General features: G+C 39.8%; 16 protein-coding genes. 14 read left to right on the top strand and 2 right to left on the bottom strand.

Annotated features, from left to right (window positions below; all coding sequences use genetic code 11):
- Window positions 1–35 precede the first annotated feature (35 nt).
- Window positions 36–500 (top strand): DUF2147 domain-containing protein, encoded by a 465-nt coding sequence (locus F993_RS13000; protein ID WP_004653449.1) that lies wholly within the window; start codon window positions 36–38, stop codon window positions 498–500.
- Window positions 501–553: 53 nt separating this feature from the next.
- On the opposite strand, the gene F993_RS13005 is transcribed toward F993_RS13000, so the two are convergent.
- Window positions 554–1,840, bottom strand: a complete 1,287-nt coding sequence (locus F993_RS13005; protein ID WP_004653448.1) for an OmpP1/FadL family transporter — start codon at window positions 1,838–1,840, stop codon at window positions 554–556.
- A 220-nt stretch (window positions 1,841–2,060) separates the two neighbouring features.
- On the opposite strand from F993_RS13005, the gene F993_RS13010 reads away from it, so the two are divergent.
- The 9 genes from F993_RS13010 to F993_RS13050 all read left to right on the top strand — a co-directional run bounded on the left by F993_RS13010 (window position 2,061) and on the right by F993_RS13050 (window position 10,909).
- Entirely contained in the window at window positions 2,061–2,921 is an 861-nt protein-coding gene (locus tag F993_RS13010) for an alpha/beta fold hydrolase (RefSeq protein WP_004653447.1), read from the top strand.
- 12 nt (window positions 2,922–2,933) lie between these two features.
- On the top strand, window positions 2,934–3,938 hold the full coding sequence (locus tag F993_RS13015; RefSeq protein ID WP_004653446.1) for a VOC family protein: 1,005 nt from the start codon (window positions 2,934–2,936) through the stop codon (window positions 3,936–3,938).
- Between the two features lie 17 nt (window positions 3,939–3,955).
- A complete protein-coding gene (gene mhpA, locus F993_RS13020; protein ID WP_004653445.1) occupies window positions 3,956–5,704 on the top strand; it encodes a bifunctional 3-(3-hydroxy-phenyl)propionate/3-hydroxycinnamic acid hydroxylase MhpA in 1,749 nt (582 codons plus the stop codon).
- Window positions 5,701–6,486 carry a 2-keto-4-pentenoate hydratase gene (locus tag F993_RS13025; protein WP_004653444.1) on the top strand — a complete coding sequence of 262 codons (786 nt, stop codon included), beginning with the start codon at window positions 5,701–5,703 and terminating at the stop codon, window positions 6,484–6,486. The genes mhpA and F993_RS13025 overlap by 4 nt, the downstream gene beginning before the upstream one ends.
- A 9-nt stretch (window positions 6,487–6,495) precedes the next feature.
- Window positions 6,496–7,464, top strand: coding sequence for an acetaldehyde dehydrogenase (acetylating) (locus F993_RS13030; RefSeq protein WP_004653443.1), 969 nt, complete (start codon window positions 6,496–6,498; stop codon window positions 7,462–7,464).
- A 3-nt stretch (window positions 7,465–7,467) separates the two neighbouring features.
- A complete protein-coding gene (dmpG, locus tag F993_RS13035; protein WP_004653442.1) occupies window positions 7,468–8,496 on the top strand; it encodes a 4-hydroxy-2-oxovalerate aldolase in 1,029 nt (342 codons plus the stop codon).
- 4 nt (window positions 8,497–8,500) lie between these two features.
- Window positions 8,501–9,349 (top strand): SDR family oxidoreductase, encoded by an 849-nt coding sequence (locus tag F993_RS13040; protein WP_004653441.1) that lies wholly within the window; start codon window positions 8,501–8,503, stop codon window positions 9,347–9,349.
- Window positions 9,350–9,371: 22 nt separating this feature from the next.
- Window positions 9,372–10,229 (top strand): lysophospholipid acyltransferase family protein, encoded by an 858-nt coding sequence (locus F993_RS13045; protein ID WP_228254111.1) that lies wholly within the window; start codon window positions 9,372–9,374, stop codon window positions 10,227–10,229.
- Window positions 10,230–10,294: 65 nt separating this feature from the next.
- A complete protein-coding gene (locus F993_RS13050) occupies window positions 10,295–10,909 on the top strand; it encodes a TetR/AcrR family transcriptional regulator (protein ID WP_004653438.1) in 615 nt (204 codons plus the stop codon).
- A 280-nt stretch (window positions 10,910–11,189) separates the two neighbouring features.
- Here the strand turns inward: F993_RS13050 and F993_RS13055 are convergent, their stop codons facing one another.
- Window positions 11,190–11,426 (bottom strand): VF530 family protein, encoded by a 237-nt coding sequence (locus F993_RS13055; RefSeq protein ID WP_003651786.1) that lies wholly within the window; start codon window positions 11,424–11,426, stop codon window positions 11,190–11,192.
- A gap of 456 nt (window positions 11,427–11,882) precedes the next feature.
- On the opposite strand from F993_RS13055, the gene F993_RS13060 reads away from it, so the two are divergent.
- The 4 genes from F993_RS13060 to F993_RS13075 are packed head-to-tail and all read left to right on the top strand — an operon-like array spanning window position 11,883 to window position 16,079.
- Window positions 11,883–12,518: a CDP-alcohol phosphatidyltransferase family protein gene (locus tag F993_RS13060; RefSeq protein ID WP_004653436.1), complete on the top strand. Its 636-nt coding sequence runs from the start codon at window positions 11,883–11,885 to the stop codon at window positions 12,516–12,518.
- A 10-nt stretch (window positions 12,519–12,528) separates the two neighbouring features.
- On the top strand, window positions 12,529–14,277 hold the full coding sequence (locus F993_RS13065) for a bifunctional alpha/beta hydrolase/class I SAM-dependent methyltransferase (RefSeq protein ID WP_004653435.1): 1,749 nt from the start codon (window positions 12,529–12,531) through the stop codon (window positions 14,275–14,277).
- Window positions 14,278–14,289: 12 nt separating this feature from the next.
- Window positions 14,290–15,660: a phosphatase PAP2/dual specificity phosphatase family protein gene (locus F993_RS13070; RefSeq protein WP_004653434.1), complete on the top strand. Its 1,371-nt coding sequence runs from the start codon at window positions 14,290–14,292 to the stop codon at window positions 15,658–15,660.
- Window positions 15,657–16,079: a hypothetical protein gene (locus F993_RS13075; protein ID WP_004653433.1), complete on the top strand. Its 423-nt coding sequence runs from the start codon at window positions 15,657–15,659 to the stop codon at window positions 16,077–16,079. Before F993_RS13070 ends, F993_RS13075 begins: the two co-directional genes overlap by 4 nt.
- Window position 16,080 lies beyond the last annotated feature (1 nt).

The following is a 16,080-nucleotide window of genomic DNA, read 5'->3' as shown; positions in this document are numbered from 1 at the left end:
GAAAAGATAATTTTAACGAGCGGGGGAAAACGCTTATGAAATCAATAGGGATCTTTTTTATCCAGATTTTTCTATTTAATATTTTTATAGCAAATGCATGGGCTCAAGATATTACAGGGATGTGGAAGGCGATTGATGATAAAAGTGGCTATGCAAGGGCAAAGGTGAATATTTATAAAAGCAATGAAGGACAATACGAAGGAAGAATTGAGGAGATATATCCATTGCCTGGTCACAGTACAGCATTTACCGATAAATGTTTTCGCTGCAAAGGAGACCTAAAAGATACCCCTTTGAAAGGAATGAGGATTCTGTATGGCTTCAAGAAAAATCTGAATAGACCAGATGAGTACCATGAGGGGCATGTCATTGATCCGATGAGCGGTAATATTTATAAAGGTAAAATTAGAATCAATGCGAGTGGTACAAGAATGATTTTACGAGGATATATTGGTACTTCAGCCTTAGGTCGAAGTCAGGTTTGGATGAAAGTGGACTAAGGTTTGATGGCCCAAGCCAACATGATCTTATGATATCGGCTTGGGCTATGTGATTAAAATTTATAATTTAACTGAAGTGAAAAAATATCTGCATCAGTATCAAATGAACCAGTGAGTGTCTGCATCGTTGGTTTACCTGCTACAACAGTTGGACTTTCAATTGTTGCCTCATTGGCAAAAATATGTGAATAGCCCACATCTATACCTAGGTTCTGTGTGACTTGAAAACCTGCACCCACAGAAACCCAAATTCGATCGGTATCTGGAAATCGGACCGTTCGGTCAGAGGATGACTCAACCACAGATTGATCATAGGCCATACCGAATCGGAGTTGTGTTGACGGTGTAATTTGATAGAGAGCACCAATACTTGATCTTAAACCATCTTTAAAGTTGAGTTGTTCCTCGTATACGACAGCATTATTGTTAGGGTTTACTGCACTAAAAGCAGGAAGAACAGACCAATCATACCAAGTGAGTTCTGCAAGTGCAGTCCATTGTGGTGTAAAACGATAGGCACCTGCCAAGCTCGCACTTTGTGGCATGTTAATCTCGACTGTCGCTGGATTAACCAATTTTGCTGTTGGTGTTGTGACGGTCAGAGAACCATCAAGTTTTAAACTTGTTTCAGAACGATAGGTCAAACCTATGTCTAGATTTTCTGTAGGTCTTAAAAAGAACCCTATATTTCCTGCCCAGCCATGTCCATCACCTTTTAATTCACCTTGAGCATCACCTAAATAAACGGGTGGATTGGTATTGATCAGTGGCGCAGCCTTTCTGGTGAGGGTAGCATCAAAATCGAGATAATTTAGCCCCAATCCAATCATAAGCTTAGGATTTATCTCGTAGGCCAATGAAGTATTCACATTAACACCAGTGACTTCGGTTTTTAATCCTTTATAACGTCCAACGAAATCCTCGTTCCATTCTCCTTTGTTTCCGTATAACGGAGACACACTCATTCCCACAGCAAAAGGTTGCTCACTTCGATACACATATTGAGCACTTGGCACGGTAAATTTTCTTTCAATACTGGCTTCTACACTCCCTGTTGGAACGATGGGTGAAATTGATGTGTTTTTTTCCCCTTTGAAATTCGTTTGTGCATCAACATACGATGCTGAACCTGATAAGTAATGGCCTGAATTTAAACCCATCATCGCAGCTGGGTTATAGGCGACCACACTTGCGTTTTGTGCAAGCGCTGATGAACCGGCAAAAGCATAGCCAACGCCAGCGGCAGTCTGAGTATCGACAAAAACACCAGATGCGTAAGTTAAAGAAATAGGGCTTAAAGCAATAAGAAATATGAATTTTGATCTAAGTGGTCCGATCACAACAGTATCCTTGAAATTTACATGAATATACAATATTAAACAAAAGTGTTCAAAAATCAATTAGTCTGTAAAAATTATATTTTTTAAGGTTTTTACCGAATAATTTTTTGTAAAAATGATATCTGACTGAAATATATAGATTTAAATTAAATGAACAAACATTGATTAATTTGAACAGTTGTGTTCAAATTAAATATATAAAGTATTTGAGAAAGAAAAAATGACGAACACTCATACATTGACATCCCAAGTGGTGAAATTTGGTCAGAGACAGATTTTCTTAAGTGAACAGGGTGAAGGTTTCCCGATCCTGATGTTGCATGGCGGTGGTCCAGGTGCTTCTGGCTTATCTAACTACGCTAAAAATATTGATGCATTAGCAACTAAATATCGCGTTCTCATCCCAGATATGCAGGGTTATGGACAATCTTCAAAAGGTGTAAATCGTGATGATCCATTTGGCGATCTAGCCGAGGTCATGCTGGGATTGCTGGATGCATTAAAAATTAAGCAAGTCCATATCATTGGCAATTCACTTGGTGGCGCATGTGGTTTACGCATGGCATTGGAGCAACCAGAACGAGTAGCAAGCTTGATACTTATGGGACCGGGCGGAATTAATACCACCAAAGGTCTACCGACTAAAGGTCTGAACTGCCTATTAAATTATTACGGTGGTAAAGGTCCGAGTATGGACAAGCTCAGAACCTTTATCCGTGAATATCTGGTTTTTGATGGCAGTCAGGTTCCAGAAAGTGTCATCCGTGAACGCTTCCAAGCCAGTATTGATCCAGACGTGGTTGCAGCACCGCCATTAAGACGACCTACAGGATTGAAAGGGGCCATTCGCATGGACTTCACCCGTGATTCACGACTTAAAAAATGCAAGGTTCCAACCTTGGTGGTTTGGGGCGCGAATGATTTAGTGAACCGCCCAAGTGGCGCATTGACCTTGCAGAAAATCATGCCGAATTGTGATGTGTATTTATTTGCTAATACTGGACATTGGGTGCAATGGGAAAGAGCGGATGAATTTAATCAACTCAGTCTAGATTTCTTTGCTAGACAAGCCATGGCTTGAAAAGGTGAGCATATGAATAGCACCACATTAGACCAGAATATTTTTGGTTCAGTCCGTATGGGTTATGCAGTGATTGAATCAAACAAACTAAAACAGTGGAAAGAGTTCCTGCAACAGGGTTTAGGCCTGCATTTTAACGATGAAGAACAGTCAATAAATGAACTTAGCTTTCGTATGGATCATCATGCCAAACGCTTGATGGTACAAAAAGGTAGCGCAGAAGATTTCATTGCACTGGGTTGGCAGGTTGCAGATCAAAAAACACTGGACATTATTTTGACCCGTTTAGCCGACCGTGAAATTACTGTTGAAAAAAGTAGTCTAGCTGAAGCTGAACAAAGAGGTGTCAAGGAATTCTGGCGCATCTTGGGGCCTAAAAAACAGAATATCGAGCTATTTGTTGAAGCGAACTTAAGTGGCGAACCCTTAAATATGTTGACTTCAAGCTTTGTGACTGGTGATGCAGGCATGGGGCATGTGGCCATTACTTCTCGCAAGCCAGTAAAAATGCAGCGTTTTTGGCAGGAAATTTTTGATGCACGCGTCAGTGATTATATTGAGCAAGTCATTAGTGGCGTAACACTGGATATCACGTTCTTGCGACTAAATGAACGTCACCATTCCGTTGCGATTGCTACCACAAGGGGAGTTAATCTTGACCCGATTCGCAGCAAAGTACAACACATGAATTTACAGGGCGCATCTTTAGATGATTTATCCAATGCCTTTCAGCGTTGTAAACAACTTGGCTATGAAATGGCGCATGAGATTGGACAGCATCCAAATGACAAGGAGTTGTCTTTTTATGTGATTAGCCCATCAGGTTTCGAAATTGAGTTGGGCTGGGCACCATTGGTGGTCGATGAAAACACATGGCAAACCACCAAGTATTTTGCAATCAGTTCTTGGGGACACAAGCCCGAGAATCCAAGCAAGCTGTATATGCTCTCAACCAATTTAAATAATTTGAAACAGGGAATCGCAACTGTGATTCATCCTGAATATTCACCCATCTAGTTTTAGAGGTTCTAAACATGACAGGTCAGAAAATTAAAAAAACGACATCACAAAATGTAGATGTAGTTATTGCAGGTCTAGGACCAACTGGATTGGTGTTGGCTCATATTTTAGGAAAGCGTGGACACCAAGTATTGGTGTTGGAACGTGAACCTGTGTTTTATGGCAATGCTCGTGCTGTGTATACCGATGATGAATGTATGCGGATTTTCCAGTCAATTGATATGGCTGAGGAACTGCAAAAAGATATGCTTGTGGATACCCCTGTTCAACTGATTCGTCCAGATGGAACCGTGATTGCACATTACAAGCCGCTAAAACGTCCATTCGGTTGGTCGGTGGTGAATTTCTATTATCAGCCGTATTTGGAAACCTCTTTAACCAATGCTTTAGCCAAATATCCAAATGTTCAAATTTTGCGTGGACGAGAGCTGATTAATTTTAGTCAAGATGTAGACAGTGTCACTGTGATTCATCAGGCAACACAAGTCTATCGTTTTAGTGATGAGACTGATGTTAAAACAGAAGTGCAGGGGGATAATGACGTCCAACAAGTTATTGCACGTTATTTGGTCGGAGCTGATGGTGGGCGTAGTACTGTTCGTGCCAAGCTTGGCATTGAAATGTCAGGGAAAAACTTCCCAGAGCCATGGCTGGTTGTGGATCTAAAACAGAAAGATCGAAATAAGGGCTTACGTCATCTACCGTATTTTAATTTTGTAGTTGATCCAGATCTACCTGTGGTGAGCTGTGTACAGCCAGATGGATTCCATCGCTTTGAGTTTATGCTGAAAAAAGGTCAAACCAAAGAATATATGGAACAACCTGAAACAGTACGTATGTTGTTATCCAAATTCGTAAATCCTGATGACTTTGAAGTAAAACGTAAACTGGTCTATACCTTTAATGCCTTGGTTGCCAATCAGTGGCGAGATAAGCGTGTGCTTCTGGCTGGTGATGCTGCCCACATGACTCCACAATTTATGGGACAAGGAGCAAGTTCAGGTATCCGTGATGCAGGTAATTTAGGTTGGAAACTCAGTGCGGTACTCAATGGTCAAGCTGGAGACAAATTATTAGATAGCTATGAAAGTGAGCGTCATGATCATGCCAAAGCAATGATCCAGGGTTCTGTCTTATTAAAAGACCTTGTTTCAATGACCAATCCAGTGATTGGGAAAATCCGAGATGGTGTAATTAAAGGCGTACTTTCTACCCCAAAATTAAAAGAATGGGGACAAGAAGGTGGGTTCAAGCCAAAACCTATTTATACCAAAGGACAATATTTCGGTTTAGCACGTAAACATCGTTTAAGCCCTGAAGGTGGCTTATCTCCGCAGCCTATTGTCCGTGGTTTTGATGGTCGTCCTGTGCTTTTAGATTCTCTATTGGGTGAAAACTATTCTTTGATTGGGTTATCAGTGGATCCAACATTAGGTTTATCAGGCACATCTAAACAAGTCTTAGAACAAATTGGCTGTAAATTTATCACTTTATATCCATATTCTGATCGACCTCAAGGTCATATCAATCGAGATTTAAATCCTGATGTGCTTGAAGTGGAAGATATTGATGGCGATATGGTGTGTTGGTTTAAAAAGGCATGTAAGACATCACAATCCATTGCAATATTACGTCCTGATAAATTTACATTTGCAGTTGTTGATCAAGTCGAAATTAATTCAACCATACAGCAGTTAAAGCATCAATTGGATTTAACTTCTGATAAAACTGGTTCTCACACAGTTGGCGGGGTGAATGTATGAATGATCAAGAGCGTTTAAATTCTGCGGCTTTGGCATTGCGCCATGCTAGACAATCAGGTCAAACAGTTGGGCAAATATCCAAATCACATCATATTTCTGGCTTAGATGAGGCCTATGCTGTTGCACAAATTAATACTGATTATAAGGTCAACCAAGGTGCAAGAATTATCGGCAAGAAAGTAGGTTTGACTTCAATAGCAGTGCAACAACAGCTTGGTGTGGATCAGCCTGATTTCGGGATTTTATTCGATGATATGGAATACCTAGATGGAGACACTGTGCCTGTCAGCCAACTTATGCAGCCTAAAATTGAAGCTGAGATCGCCTTTATTGTTGGGCGTGATCTCGTTGGACCAATACCATCGTGGGGTGAGTTCATATCTGCATTGGCTTATGCCTTACCCGCTTTAGAGATCGTCGATAGCGCGATTCATAACTGGAAAATCACGTTGGAAGACACGGTAGCCGATAACGCATCTTGTGGTTTGTTCGTTTTAGGAAATCAGCCAATCGAAATAGGCAGCTTAAATCTAGCAAAAGTAAAAATGGAACTTGAACACAATAAAGTTGTGGCATCAAAAGGTAATGGAACCGCGTGTTTAGGTCATCCATTAAAAGCTGCTTGGTGGTTGGCCCGTACCATGTGTGAAAAAGGGATTGGTTTAAAAGCGGGTGAGGTCATTTTATCTGGTGCGCTAGGACCAATGGTCAATGTCAAAGCAGGTGATAGCGTGACTGCCTATATTGGCCGTTTAGGTTCTGTCAGTTGCCAGTTGGTATAGGTGGAGAACATGAATAATCAATCAAAAAATAAAATCAAGGCTGCAATTATTGGTAGTGGCAATATTGGCAGTGATCTCATGATCAAGATGTTACGTTATGGTGAACATCTTGAAATCACTGCTATGGTTGGTATTGATCCAGAATCCGATGGTTTGGCTCGTGCCAAAAGAATGGGGGTTGCAACTACGTCTGAAGGTGTTCAAGGGCTTATTCAACTACCTGAATTTAAGCAGATCGATATTGTTTTTGATGCAACCTCTGCTGGGGCACATATCAAAAATGATGCTTTATTAAGACAAAATAAGCCGAATATCCGTATGGTGGATTTAACCCCTGCAGCCATTGGCCCTTATTGCGTTCCTGTGGTGAATCTGGAACAACACATTGACCAGCTCAATGTAAACATGGTGACGTGCGGTGGGCAGGCAACCATTCCAATGGTTGCAGCAGTCTCGAAAATTGCCAAAGTACATTATGCTGAAATTGTGGCGTCTATTTCCAGTAAATCTGCAGGTCCAGGAACTCGCGCCAATATTGATGAATTTACAGAAACCACATCAAAGGCATTGGAAACAGTCTGTGGTGCAACAAAAGGCAAGGCGATTATTGTCCTCAATCCAGCCGAACCGCCATTATTGATGCGTGATACGGTTTATGTGCTGTCTGAAGCTGCAGATCAGGCTGTGGTTGAAGCCTCGATTGAGCAGATGGTTGCTGAGGTTCAAAAATATGTTGCTGGCTATCGCTTAAAACAAAAAGTCCAGTTTGAGGTGATTCCTGAATCTGCCCCACTCAATATTGCCGGATTAGGGAAATTTTCTGGTCTAAAAACCAGTGTGTTTTTAGAAGTTGAAGGTGCAGCACATTATTTACCTGCCTATGCTGGCAATCTGGATATTATGACTTCGGCAGCGTTGGCAACAGGCGAGAAAATGGCGGCATCACTCCAATCACAACGTGCATCGGATGAGGGCTAAGCGATGGATAAGATCAAAAAATTATATATTTCCGATGTGACTTTACGTGATGGCAGTCATGCAGTCCGCCATCAGTACTCCATTCAAAATGTGCAAGAAATTGCCAAAGCGTTAGATGAAGCAAGAGTAGACAGTATCGAAATTGCGCACGGTGATGGATTGCAAGGTTCAAGCTTTAACTATGGCTTTGGCGCACATACTGATTTGGAATGGATTGAAGCAGCTGCTGATGTACTTACACATTCCCAAATTGCGACTTTATTGCTGCCTGGTATTGGTACCATCCACGATCTTAAAGCTGCGTATAACGCGGGTGCCCGTGTTGTTCGTGTTGCTACGCATTGTACAGAAGCAGATATTTCCAAACAACATATTGAATATGCGAGAGAATTGGGCATGGATACCGTGGGCTTCCTGATGATGAGCCATATGACCACGCCTGAAGCCTTAGCCCAACAGGGTAAACTAATGGAATCTTACGGTGCGCAATGTATCTATGTCGTGGATTCGGGTGGTGCAATGTCCATGAATGATATTCGTGCACGCTTTAGAGTGATGAAAGATGTTCTAAAGCCTGAAACACAAACAGGAATACATGCGCACCATAATTTAAGTTTAGGTGTTGCGAACTCTATTGTTGCTGTTGAAGAAGGCTGTGACCGTATTGATGCCAGCCTTGCAGGTATGGGGGCAGGTGCTGGCAATGCACCACTAGAAGTTTTTATTGCTGCTGCTGAACGTTTAGGTTGGCATCATGGTACTGATTTATTTACGTTGATGAATGCTGCTGATGAGTTAGTGAGACCATTGCAAGATCGCCCAGTACGTGTAGATCGTGAAACACTTGCATTAGGGTATGCAGGTGTCTATTCCAGCTTTTTGCGTCATGCCGAAATCGCCTCCAAACGTTATGGCTTAAATACCGTTGATATTTTAGTGGAACTGGGTCGTCGTCGTATGGTGGGTGGGCAGGAAGATATGATTGTCGATGTCGCTTTAGACCTTCTAAAAAAACAGCAACAGGCAGGATAACAGCATGGCTCAATTTAAATTAAATGGAAAAGTGGCTTTAGTAACGGGTGCAAACTCAGGAATCGGTGCAGTTACCGCAAGAGAGTTGGCATTACAAGGTTATCATGTATTTTTGGCCTGCCGCTCGCAGCAGAAAGCGCAAGCTGTACTTCAGGAAATCCAAAGCTTAAGTTTTGGACGAGCAAAAGCGGAATTTATTGAGCTGGATCTGGCCAATTTAGATTCTGTACGTCAGTGTGCAGCACAATTTCTTTCCCGAAATCTACCATTGCATTTACTCATTGCCAATGCTGGCTTGGCCGGTCAAAAAGGTATGACACAATCGGGCTTTGAACTTACATTTGGTGTTTGCCATGTCGGACATTTTCTCCTTACCCAATTACTCACTGAAAAATTGATTGAATCAAAACCTGCACGCGTGATTGTGGTTGCAAGTAAAGCACACCGACATGCACAAGGTATTGATTTCAATGCTGTATTGAAATCAACCAAAAGTGTTGGTGGTTTAAAAGAATATGCAACAGCCAAACTTGCAAATATTCTTTTTGTGAAAGAACTCGGTCGTCGTTTATATGGTACAGGTGTCACAGCCTATGCAATACATCCTGGTGTGGTTTCGACCAATGTCTGGCGAGGTTTGCCACAACCTTTAGTTAAGCTCATTAGTCGCTTTATGATTAGCCCTGAAGAAGGTGCTAAAACCACACTTTATTGTGCTACCCAACCTCAGCTTGCTAGCGATACGGGGTTCTATTACGAAGATTGTAAGGTCAAAGTTTCTTCGCATGCTGCCCAGAATATTAATTTAGCCAGTGAGCTGTGGGAAAAAAGCCTAAATTGGGCAAAACAATAAACCAAGTTTTAAGAATACAGGGATGTCTTCTAAATTTGATGAGGAGAATAAAATGGACAACTTTGTACCCCCAGAAGAAAACTATGGCAAATGGGGACGTGATTTAGAGCGTTGGTATTTTGATCCAGTCTTTTTAAACTCGGATCAACTTAATATGTCAAAACCTGCGCTATTTGTTGGAAATCATACCTTGTATGGCCTTTTAGATGTGCCATTGTTTGTTGAATACATACGGGAGCAACATGGTATTCACTTACGGTCTTTAGGGGATCGTATGCATTTTAATGTTCCAATATGGAAAGATATACTCACAAAAGGTGGTATGGTCTTAGGATCGCCAGAAAACTGTCATGCCCTGATGGAGAGTGGGCAGTCAATCATTGTATTTCCTGGTGGTGCACGTGAAGTTATGCGTAGGAAAGGGGAAAAGTATCAACTTATCTGGAAAAAACGTACTGGTTTTGCTCGTTTAGCTATAGAACATGGTTACGATATTATTCCATTTGCTTCTGTTGGAGCAGATGACTGCTTTGATATTGTGATAGATGCTAATGATATTCAACAGAATGCAACTGCGCAGAAAGTTCTTAAAGCATTTAAACTAAATGATAAGTTAAGAGGTGGAGATATTTTGCCGCCAATTCCTGTTGGAGTTGGATATTTACCGATTCCAAAACCTCAACGTTTTTACTTTAGTTTTGGAGAGCGAATATCTACTTTGAATGTTGTGGACGATGAACAAGGTATATGGAATATTCGTGAGCAGGTTGCACAGTCTATTAAAGATCAAATCTCAGAATTGAAAAAATATAGATCAACTGATAAAAAACAGAATTGGAGTTGGTTACGGAAGAAACTCACAAAAAACTTTGATGAATAGTATAATCTGTATAATAATGGTCAAAATTGTTCAAATACTTCAATCTTGTTCAAAAGGTTTAAATTGTGCGTTTATCTTCATCACAGCAAAGAATTCATAAAACAGCATTAAAACTATTTGCTGAAAAAGGGTCTACTAATATTAGTATAAGTGAACTGGCCTCAGCATCTGGTGTGGCTCGAGGTACAATTTATAATAATCAGCTAGATCCAGATACATTATTTGAAGATATTGCATCTCAACTCGCGGAAGAAATGAATGCTCGTGTTATTAAAACGCTAGGGGATGAATCTGATGCGGCTATTCGTCTTGCCACGGGGATACGGATGTATGTTCGAAGAGCGCACGAAGAGTCAGATTGGGGACGATTTATATGCCGCTTTGCTTTTAGTTCAAAATCACTAATGGCCTTATGGTCAAGTAGTGATTCACCATTGCCTGATGTAATGGCCGGTTTAGACAGTAAACGATATACATTCCGAGAAGATCAACTACTTTCCATCATGTCTTTGATTGCAGGTTCAGTTTTAACATCTATTTTTCTCGTATTAGAAGGACATAAAACTTGGAGAGATGCAGGTACTGAAATTGCTGAGCTATTGCTATATGCAATGGGCATAGAGCGTGATGAAGCCTATGAGATTGCAAGAAGGGAATTACCACCTTTATTAGAGCTATAACCATTGCGCTAAAAATCAAAAGTCTATCATCAGATAACATTTTAGATATAAAAAGCCCATGTTACTTAATCATGGGCTTCTTTAATGCAAAAACACTTTGGGTGAAAACCATCTGAGAAAAATCGCCACCAAACCAAAATTAAAATAACAAATTCAATAACTTAATACTTAAATATTAGCATCCATTTTAGCCACTCCATATGATTATCAAAAATGCTTTTTTAATAAAATAGGTAATATAAGAAATAACACAGCTCATGGGTACTATGATCAATGATAACTACGATTTCTGTTTGGCTTTTTGGCGTAAGACATACAAATATAAGCTTTCTACTTTTTCACGTGCCCATGGTGTGGTACGTAAGAATCGCAATGATGATTTAACACTTGGATCTATACAAAAACATCTAATTTCAATTTTACGACTTAAGCCTTCAAAGCCACCATAGTAATCCAATAATTCATCCAAAATATCAGCAAGTTTTTTACCGTGTAGAGGGTCATTGGAGGCGTTCATAAATAGATCAACCATATTTTGGGAGACCATCATTATAACCTGAGCTAGTTGAAAAATGAGAGGGTTGGAATTTAAACGTAATTAACATATAAAATTACAGCTTTTCTTCCTATTGATGTGTGCTGAAATAGCAGGAGATATTCTTGGGAGGTTCTAGGCAACAGACCTGTAAAAATCTTCTGCCATTTATGGAATGGAACTCGAAGTCAGTAACGTGATGTATAATCGTAGATCATCTCGTTACTAAGCTGTGGCAACAAACAGTATTGTGTAGGCCACAGTCCTAGATATCCTATTTAACATAATATACATTATGCGAAATAGGTTAATATTAATAATATGATCTGTAAAGACTTTTATAATCACTATTTTCCCTCGAATCTTGATGTATGTTGACATGCACCTAAATATTAAACACAATGCTTTCACTATATAAATGTGTTTATACCAATAACAATGCCTTCGATTTATCAATTAAAACCAGCATTTCAGAATTTACTTCGCCCATTTGTACAATGGCTTTACGCTAAAAAAATCACGGCGAATCAAGTTACGCTCTTAGCCATGTTTATCTCTGTTGTATTAGCCGTTGCACTTTACTGCCTGCATCTTTACCAGCAACCTTTGATTCTATTTTTACTATTTCCTGTATGGATGTTGGTTCGTATGGGTTTTAATGCAATTGATGGCATGCTCGCGCGTGAGTTTAATCAACAATCAAAACTTGGCGCATATTTAAATGAAATTTGTGATGTCATCTCTGATTCTGCGCTGTATTTATGTTTTTTAGGCTTAGTCTTCATTAATTCCTATTTATTAGGTTTGGTTGTTTTTCTGGCAGTTCTGAGTGAATATGCTGGAGTTATGGCACCTTTAATTGGTCAGGAACGTCGTTATGATGGTCCCATGGGTAAAAGCGACCGTGCATTTTGGTTTAGTTTAATTGCTGTGCTTGTCAGTTTTAGTCCGTATTTAGTTAAAAATAACTACACAAATTCAATTACTTACATCTGTAACGGGCTGCTTATTTTTATTGCAGCACTATTGGTTTTGACAACTTATAACCGTATTAAAAATAGTATTCAACTTTAAGGAAAATCAAATGCAAAGCTCACAAAAACATGTATTTACCAGTCATGATGAGACTCAATTAGCCTATCAACATTGGCCAGCAACTGCAGAAAAAGAGACAAAAAAAGCAATTATCTTATTCCATCGTGGTCATGAACACTCTGGACGTATGGCGCATTTGGTCAATGAGCTTAACCTACCAGAATTTGATTTCTTTGCGTGGGATGCACGCGGACATGGAGATTCACCAGGTTTACGTGGCGATGCACCAAGTTTCTCTGCATGTGTGAAAGATATTCAATCTTTTGTACAACATGTTGAATCGACGTATAACATTGTATCAACCAATATCGCCGTCATTGGTCAAAGTGTCGGTGCAGTTTTAGCAGCCACATGGGTACATGATTATGCACCAAAAATCAGAGCTTTATGCTTAGCTTCACCCGCATTTGATATCAAACTGTATGTACCATTTGCAAAAGCAGGTTTAACTGTTTTAAGCAAACTCAAAGGTAATTTCTTTATTACCAGTTATGTAAAAGCCAATATGCTGACACATGATGTCGGGCGCGCAAAAACTTATGATACAGATCCACAAATTGCCAAAGCCATTTCTGTACGAATGCTTTTGGGCTTATATGCAGCATCTGAACGTATCGTCAATGATGCACAAAATATCTTTGTTCCCACACAAGTTTTATGCTCTGGATCAGATTTTGTGGTGTTCCGTAAACCACAACAACAATTTTATGAAAAGCTTCCTCATCCACGTAAAGAATTTCACGTTTTAGATGGTTTTTATCACGATACTTTAGGTGAAAAAGATCGTCATATTGCAATCGAAAAAATCCGCCGTTTTATCTTGCAAAGCTTTGCTGAAGATTATCAGGCACCAGATGTACTCAATGCCGATAAAATTGGTTCAAGCTGTGCAACGGCTGAGCAATTGAGTAGTCCACTTCCCGCTTCTTCAATCAAGAATTTGTTCTGGAACTTAACCAAACGTAATTTAAAACTCGGCAGTAAATTCTCCCACGGCCTTAAAATTGGTGAAGATACCGGTTATGATTCTGGTAGTACGCTAGATTTTGTCTATCGAAATCAAGGTGAAAGCAAAAACATTCTTGGCAATATCATTGATCAACAGTATTTAAATGCGATTGGTTGGCGTGGCATCCGCGTGCGTAAACAGCATATTGAGCAGCTATTGGCGAAATATGCACAGGTTCTGAATAAGCAACGTAAAGACATTCGAATTCTGGATATTGCTGCAGGTCATGGCCGCTATATTTTAGATGCAGTCAGTCAGCTTCCAACACCGCCGAAATCCGTCTTACTAAGAGATTATAGTGAATTAAATGTTGATTCTGGTTCGGCATTGATCCAAGAACGAAAACTGGAAAATATTGCTCAATTTGAACTCGGTGATGCCTTTGACACGGCGTCATTGGCCAAAATTAAACCCAAGCCAAATCTAGTCATTGTTTCTGGGCTTTATGAGTTGTTTAGTGATAATGACTTATTAAGACAATCACTCACAGGTATTCATCAAGCCATGCTACAAGGTGGCTTCCTGATTTACACGGGACAAATTTGGCACCCACAACAAGAGTTTATTGCACGTGCACTTACCTCACATCGTCAAGGTGATGCTTGGGTCATGCGTTTACGCTCACAAGCCGAAATGGATGCACTGGTTGAACAAGCTGGCTTTAAAAAAGTAGATCAATGTATTGATGAATTTGGGATTTTTACAGTTTCAGTTGCTCAAAAAATTTAAATAAAGACCTTTATGCAAAATAATATTTTAAATCGCCAGCCTGGTACTTGGAAATGGGGGCTACTCTGCTTAGTCTTTTTAGCCCCATTTTTCTTCTTAACCTATGGTTTTGCAAACCAATATGCATCTAGCCTCAGCAATGTGCCGAGTATTGTGTTTGAATGGGAGAATCATATCCCGCTTTGGCCATGGACCATTGTGCCGTATTGGTCGATTGATCTTTTCTATGGTTTATCTTTGCTATTATGTTGGAATAAATTTGAATTAAAACAACATTCACTTAGGCTATTTTTCGCCCAACTTATTTCGATCAGTTGCTTTTTAATTTATCCATTAAAGTTTAGTTTTGAACGTACTGAATTAGATGGTTTCTTTGGATTGTGGTTTGATGTGCTCATGGGCTTTGATAAACCCTTTAATCAAGCACCATCCTTACACATCGTTTTATTGGTTATTCTGTGGGATTTTTATCGCAGGCATATCAATGCCAATTACCGTTGGCTAGTTCATGTTTGGTCGTTCCTGATCGGACTTTCTGTCTTGACTACATGGCAGCATCATTTTATTGATATTCCATTAGGTTTATTGGCAGGTGGACTATGTTTATGGCTATTTCCACTTACAGTGAAAGTACCTTATCAAAAAGATGGCTTACAGCAAATTACAGGCAAACATTTTAAATTAGGGTGTTTTTATCTCATAGGTGCCTTCTTGTGTCTTGTACCTGCATTTTTCTTTAAAGGCGCTTGGTTATGGATGCTATATCCAGCCATTAGCTTATTGCTAGTTGCATTGGCTTATTTCACAGTTCGACCACACTTTTTTCAAAAACAACTAAATGGTCAAATGACAGTTGCTGCATGGTTGTTATTAGCCCCTTATTTTCTAGTGGCAAGGCTGAATAGTCGATTATGGACCCATCGTCATCCACAAGATTCTCTGATTCTACAACTCAACGGCGTGGATCTTTATCTTGGTCGTATTCCATCTGCTGAACATAGCAAACAATACAATGCCTTATTTGATTGCTGTGCTGAGTTAGCGGTAAATCAACAGGTACAACACTATGAAAAATTTAGTACACTCGATTTAATCCCTGTCCAAAGCCAGCAATTATTGGTCGCCGCAGCAGCATTCGATGGTTTTATTCAACCTGTTATAGATAGTCGTGAACAACAAAAAATACTGATTTTCTGTGCGCTCGGTTACTCACGTAGCTGTAGTATATTGATCGCATGGTTATTGCAGCAAAACCATGTGGCTAGCGCAGAAGAAGCGATTGCCTTAATCCAACGATCTCGTCCTTGGATTGTTTTAAACGAGACACATATTGCCGAAATTAAACGTTTCCAACAGTTGATCTCTCAGGAGATACAGCCATGAAAATGAATTTTGTTGTAGTGAGCCAACTGCTAAAGCAAAGTCAGACTCTTTTAAAATCAGGATATTTAGCCTTTGTTTTATCAATTGTGAGCTTATTTTTATTTTCAAGTATCCCAATCTTAATCCCACTGTTACTGGTCACTGCTCTATTGGCGATTCACCATTATCTATTTATTCGAATTGAATTTGATCGTGGCCTGTTACAGCATATGGTTGATCAACCAGAGGATATAAACAGTCTTACCCAACAATTCGATCAATCGCTGTTAAACTTGAAACTGATTCCATCCAGTAAAACGGGTCGTGATTGGTCGATACGCTTCAAAGGCTGCTTAAGACTGTTAAAAATACAGATCACCATCGTCTTACTACAATATGCTGTATTCATCATACTGTTTTATAAATTAGCGCATAGATGAA

Source organism: Acinetobacter proteolyticus (assembly GCF_000367945.1).
In the GTDB taxonomy this organism is placed as follows: domain Bacteria; phylum Pseudomonadota; class Gammaproteobacteria; order Pseudomonadales; family Moraxellaceae; genus Acinetobacter; species Acinetobacter proteolyticus.
Note: the sequence above shows the minus strand (reverse complement) of the source record. Positions and strands in the feature narration are given on the sequence as shown.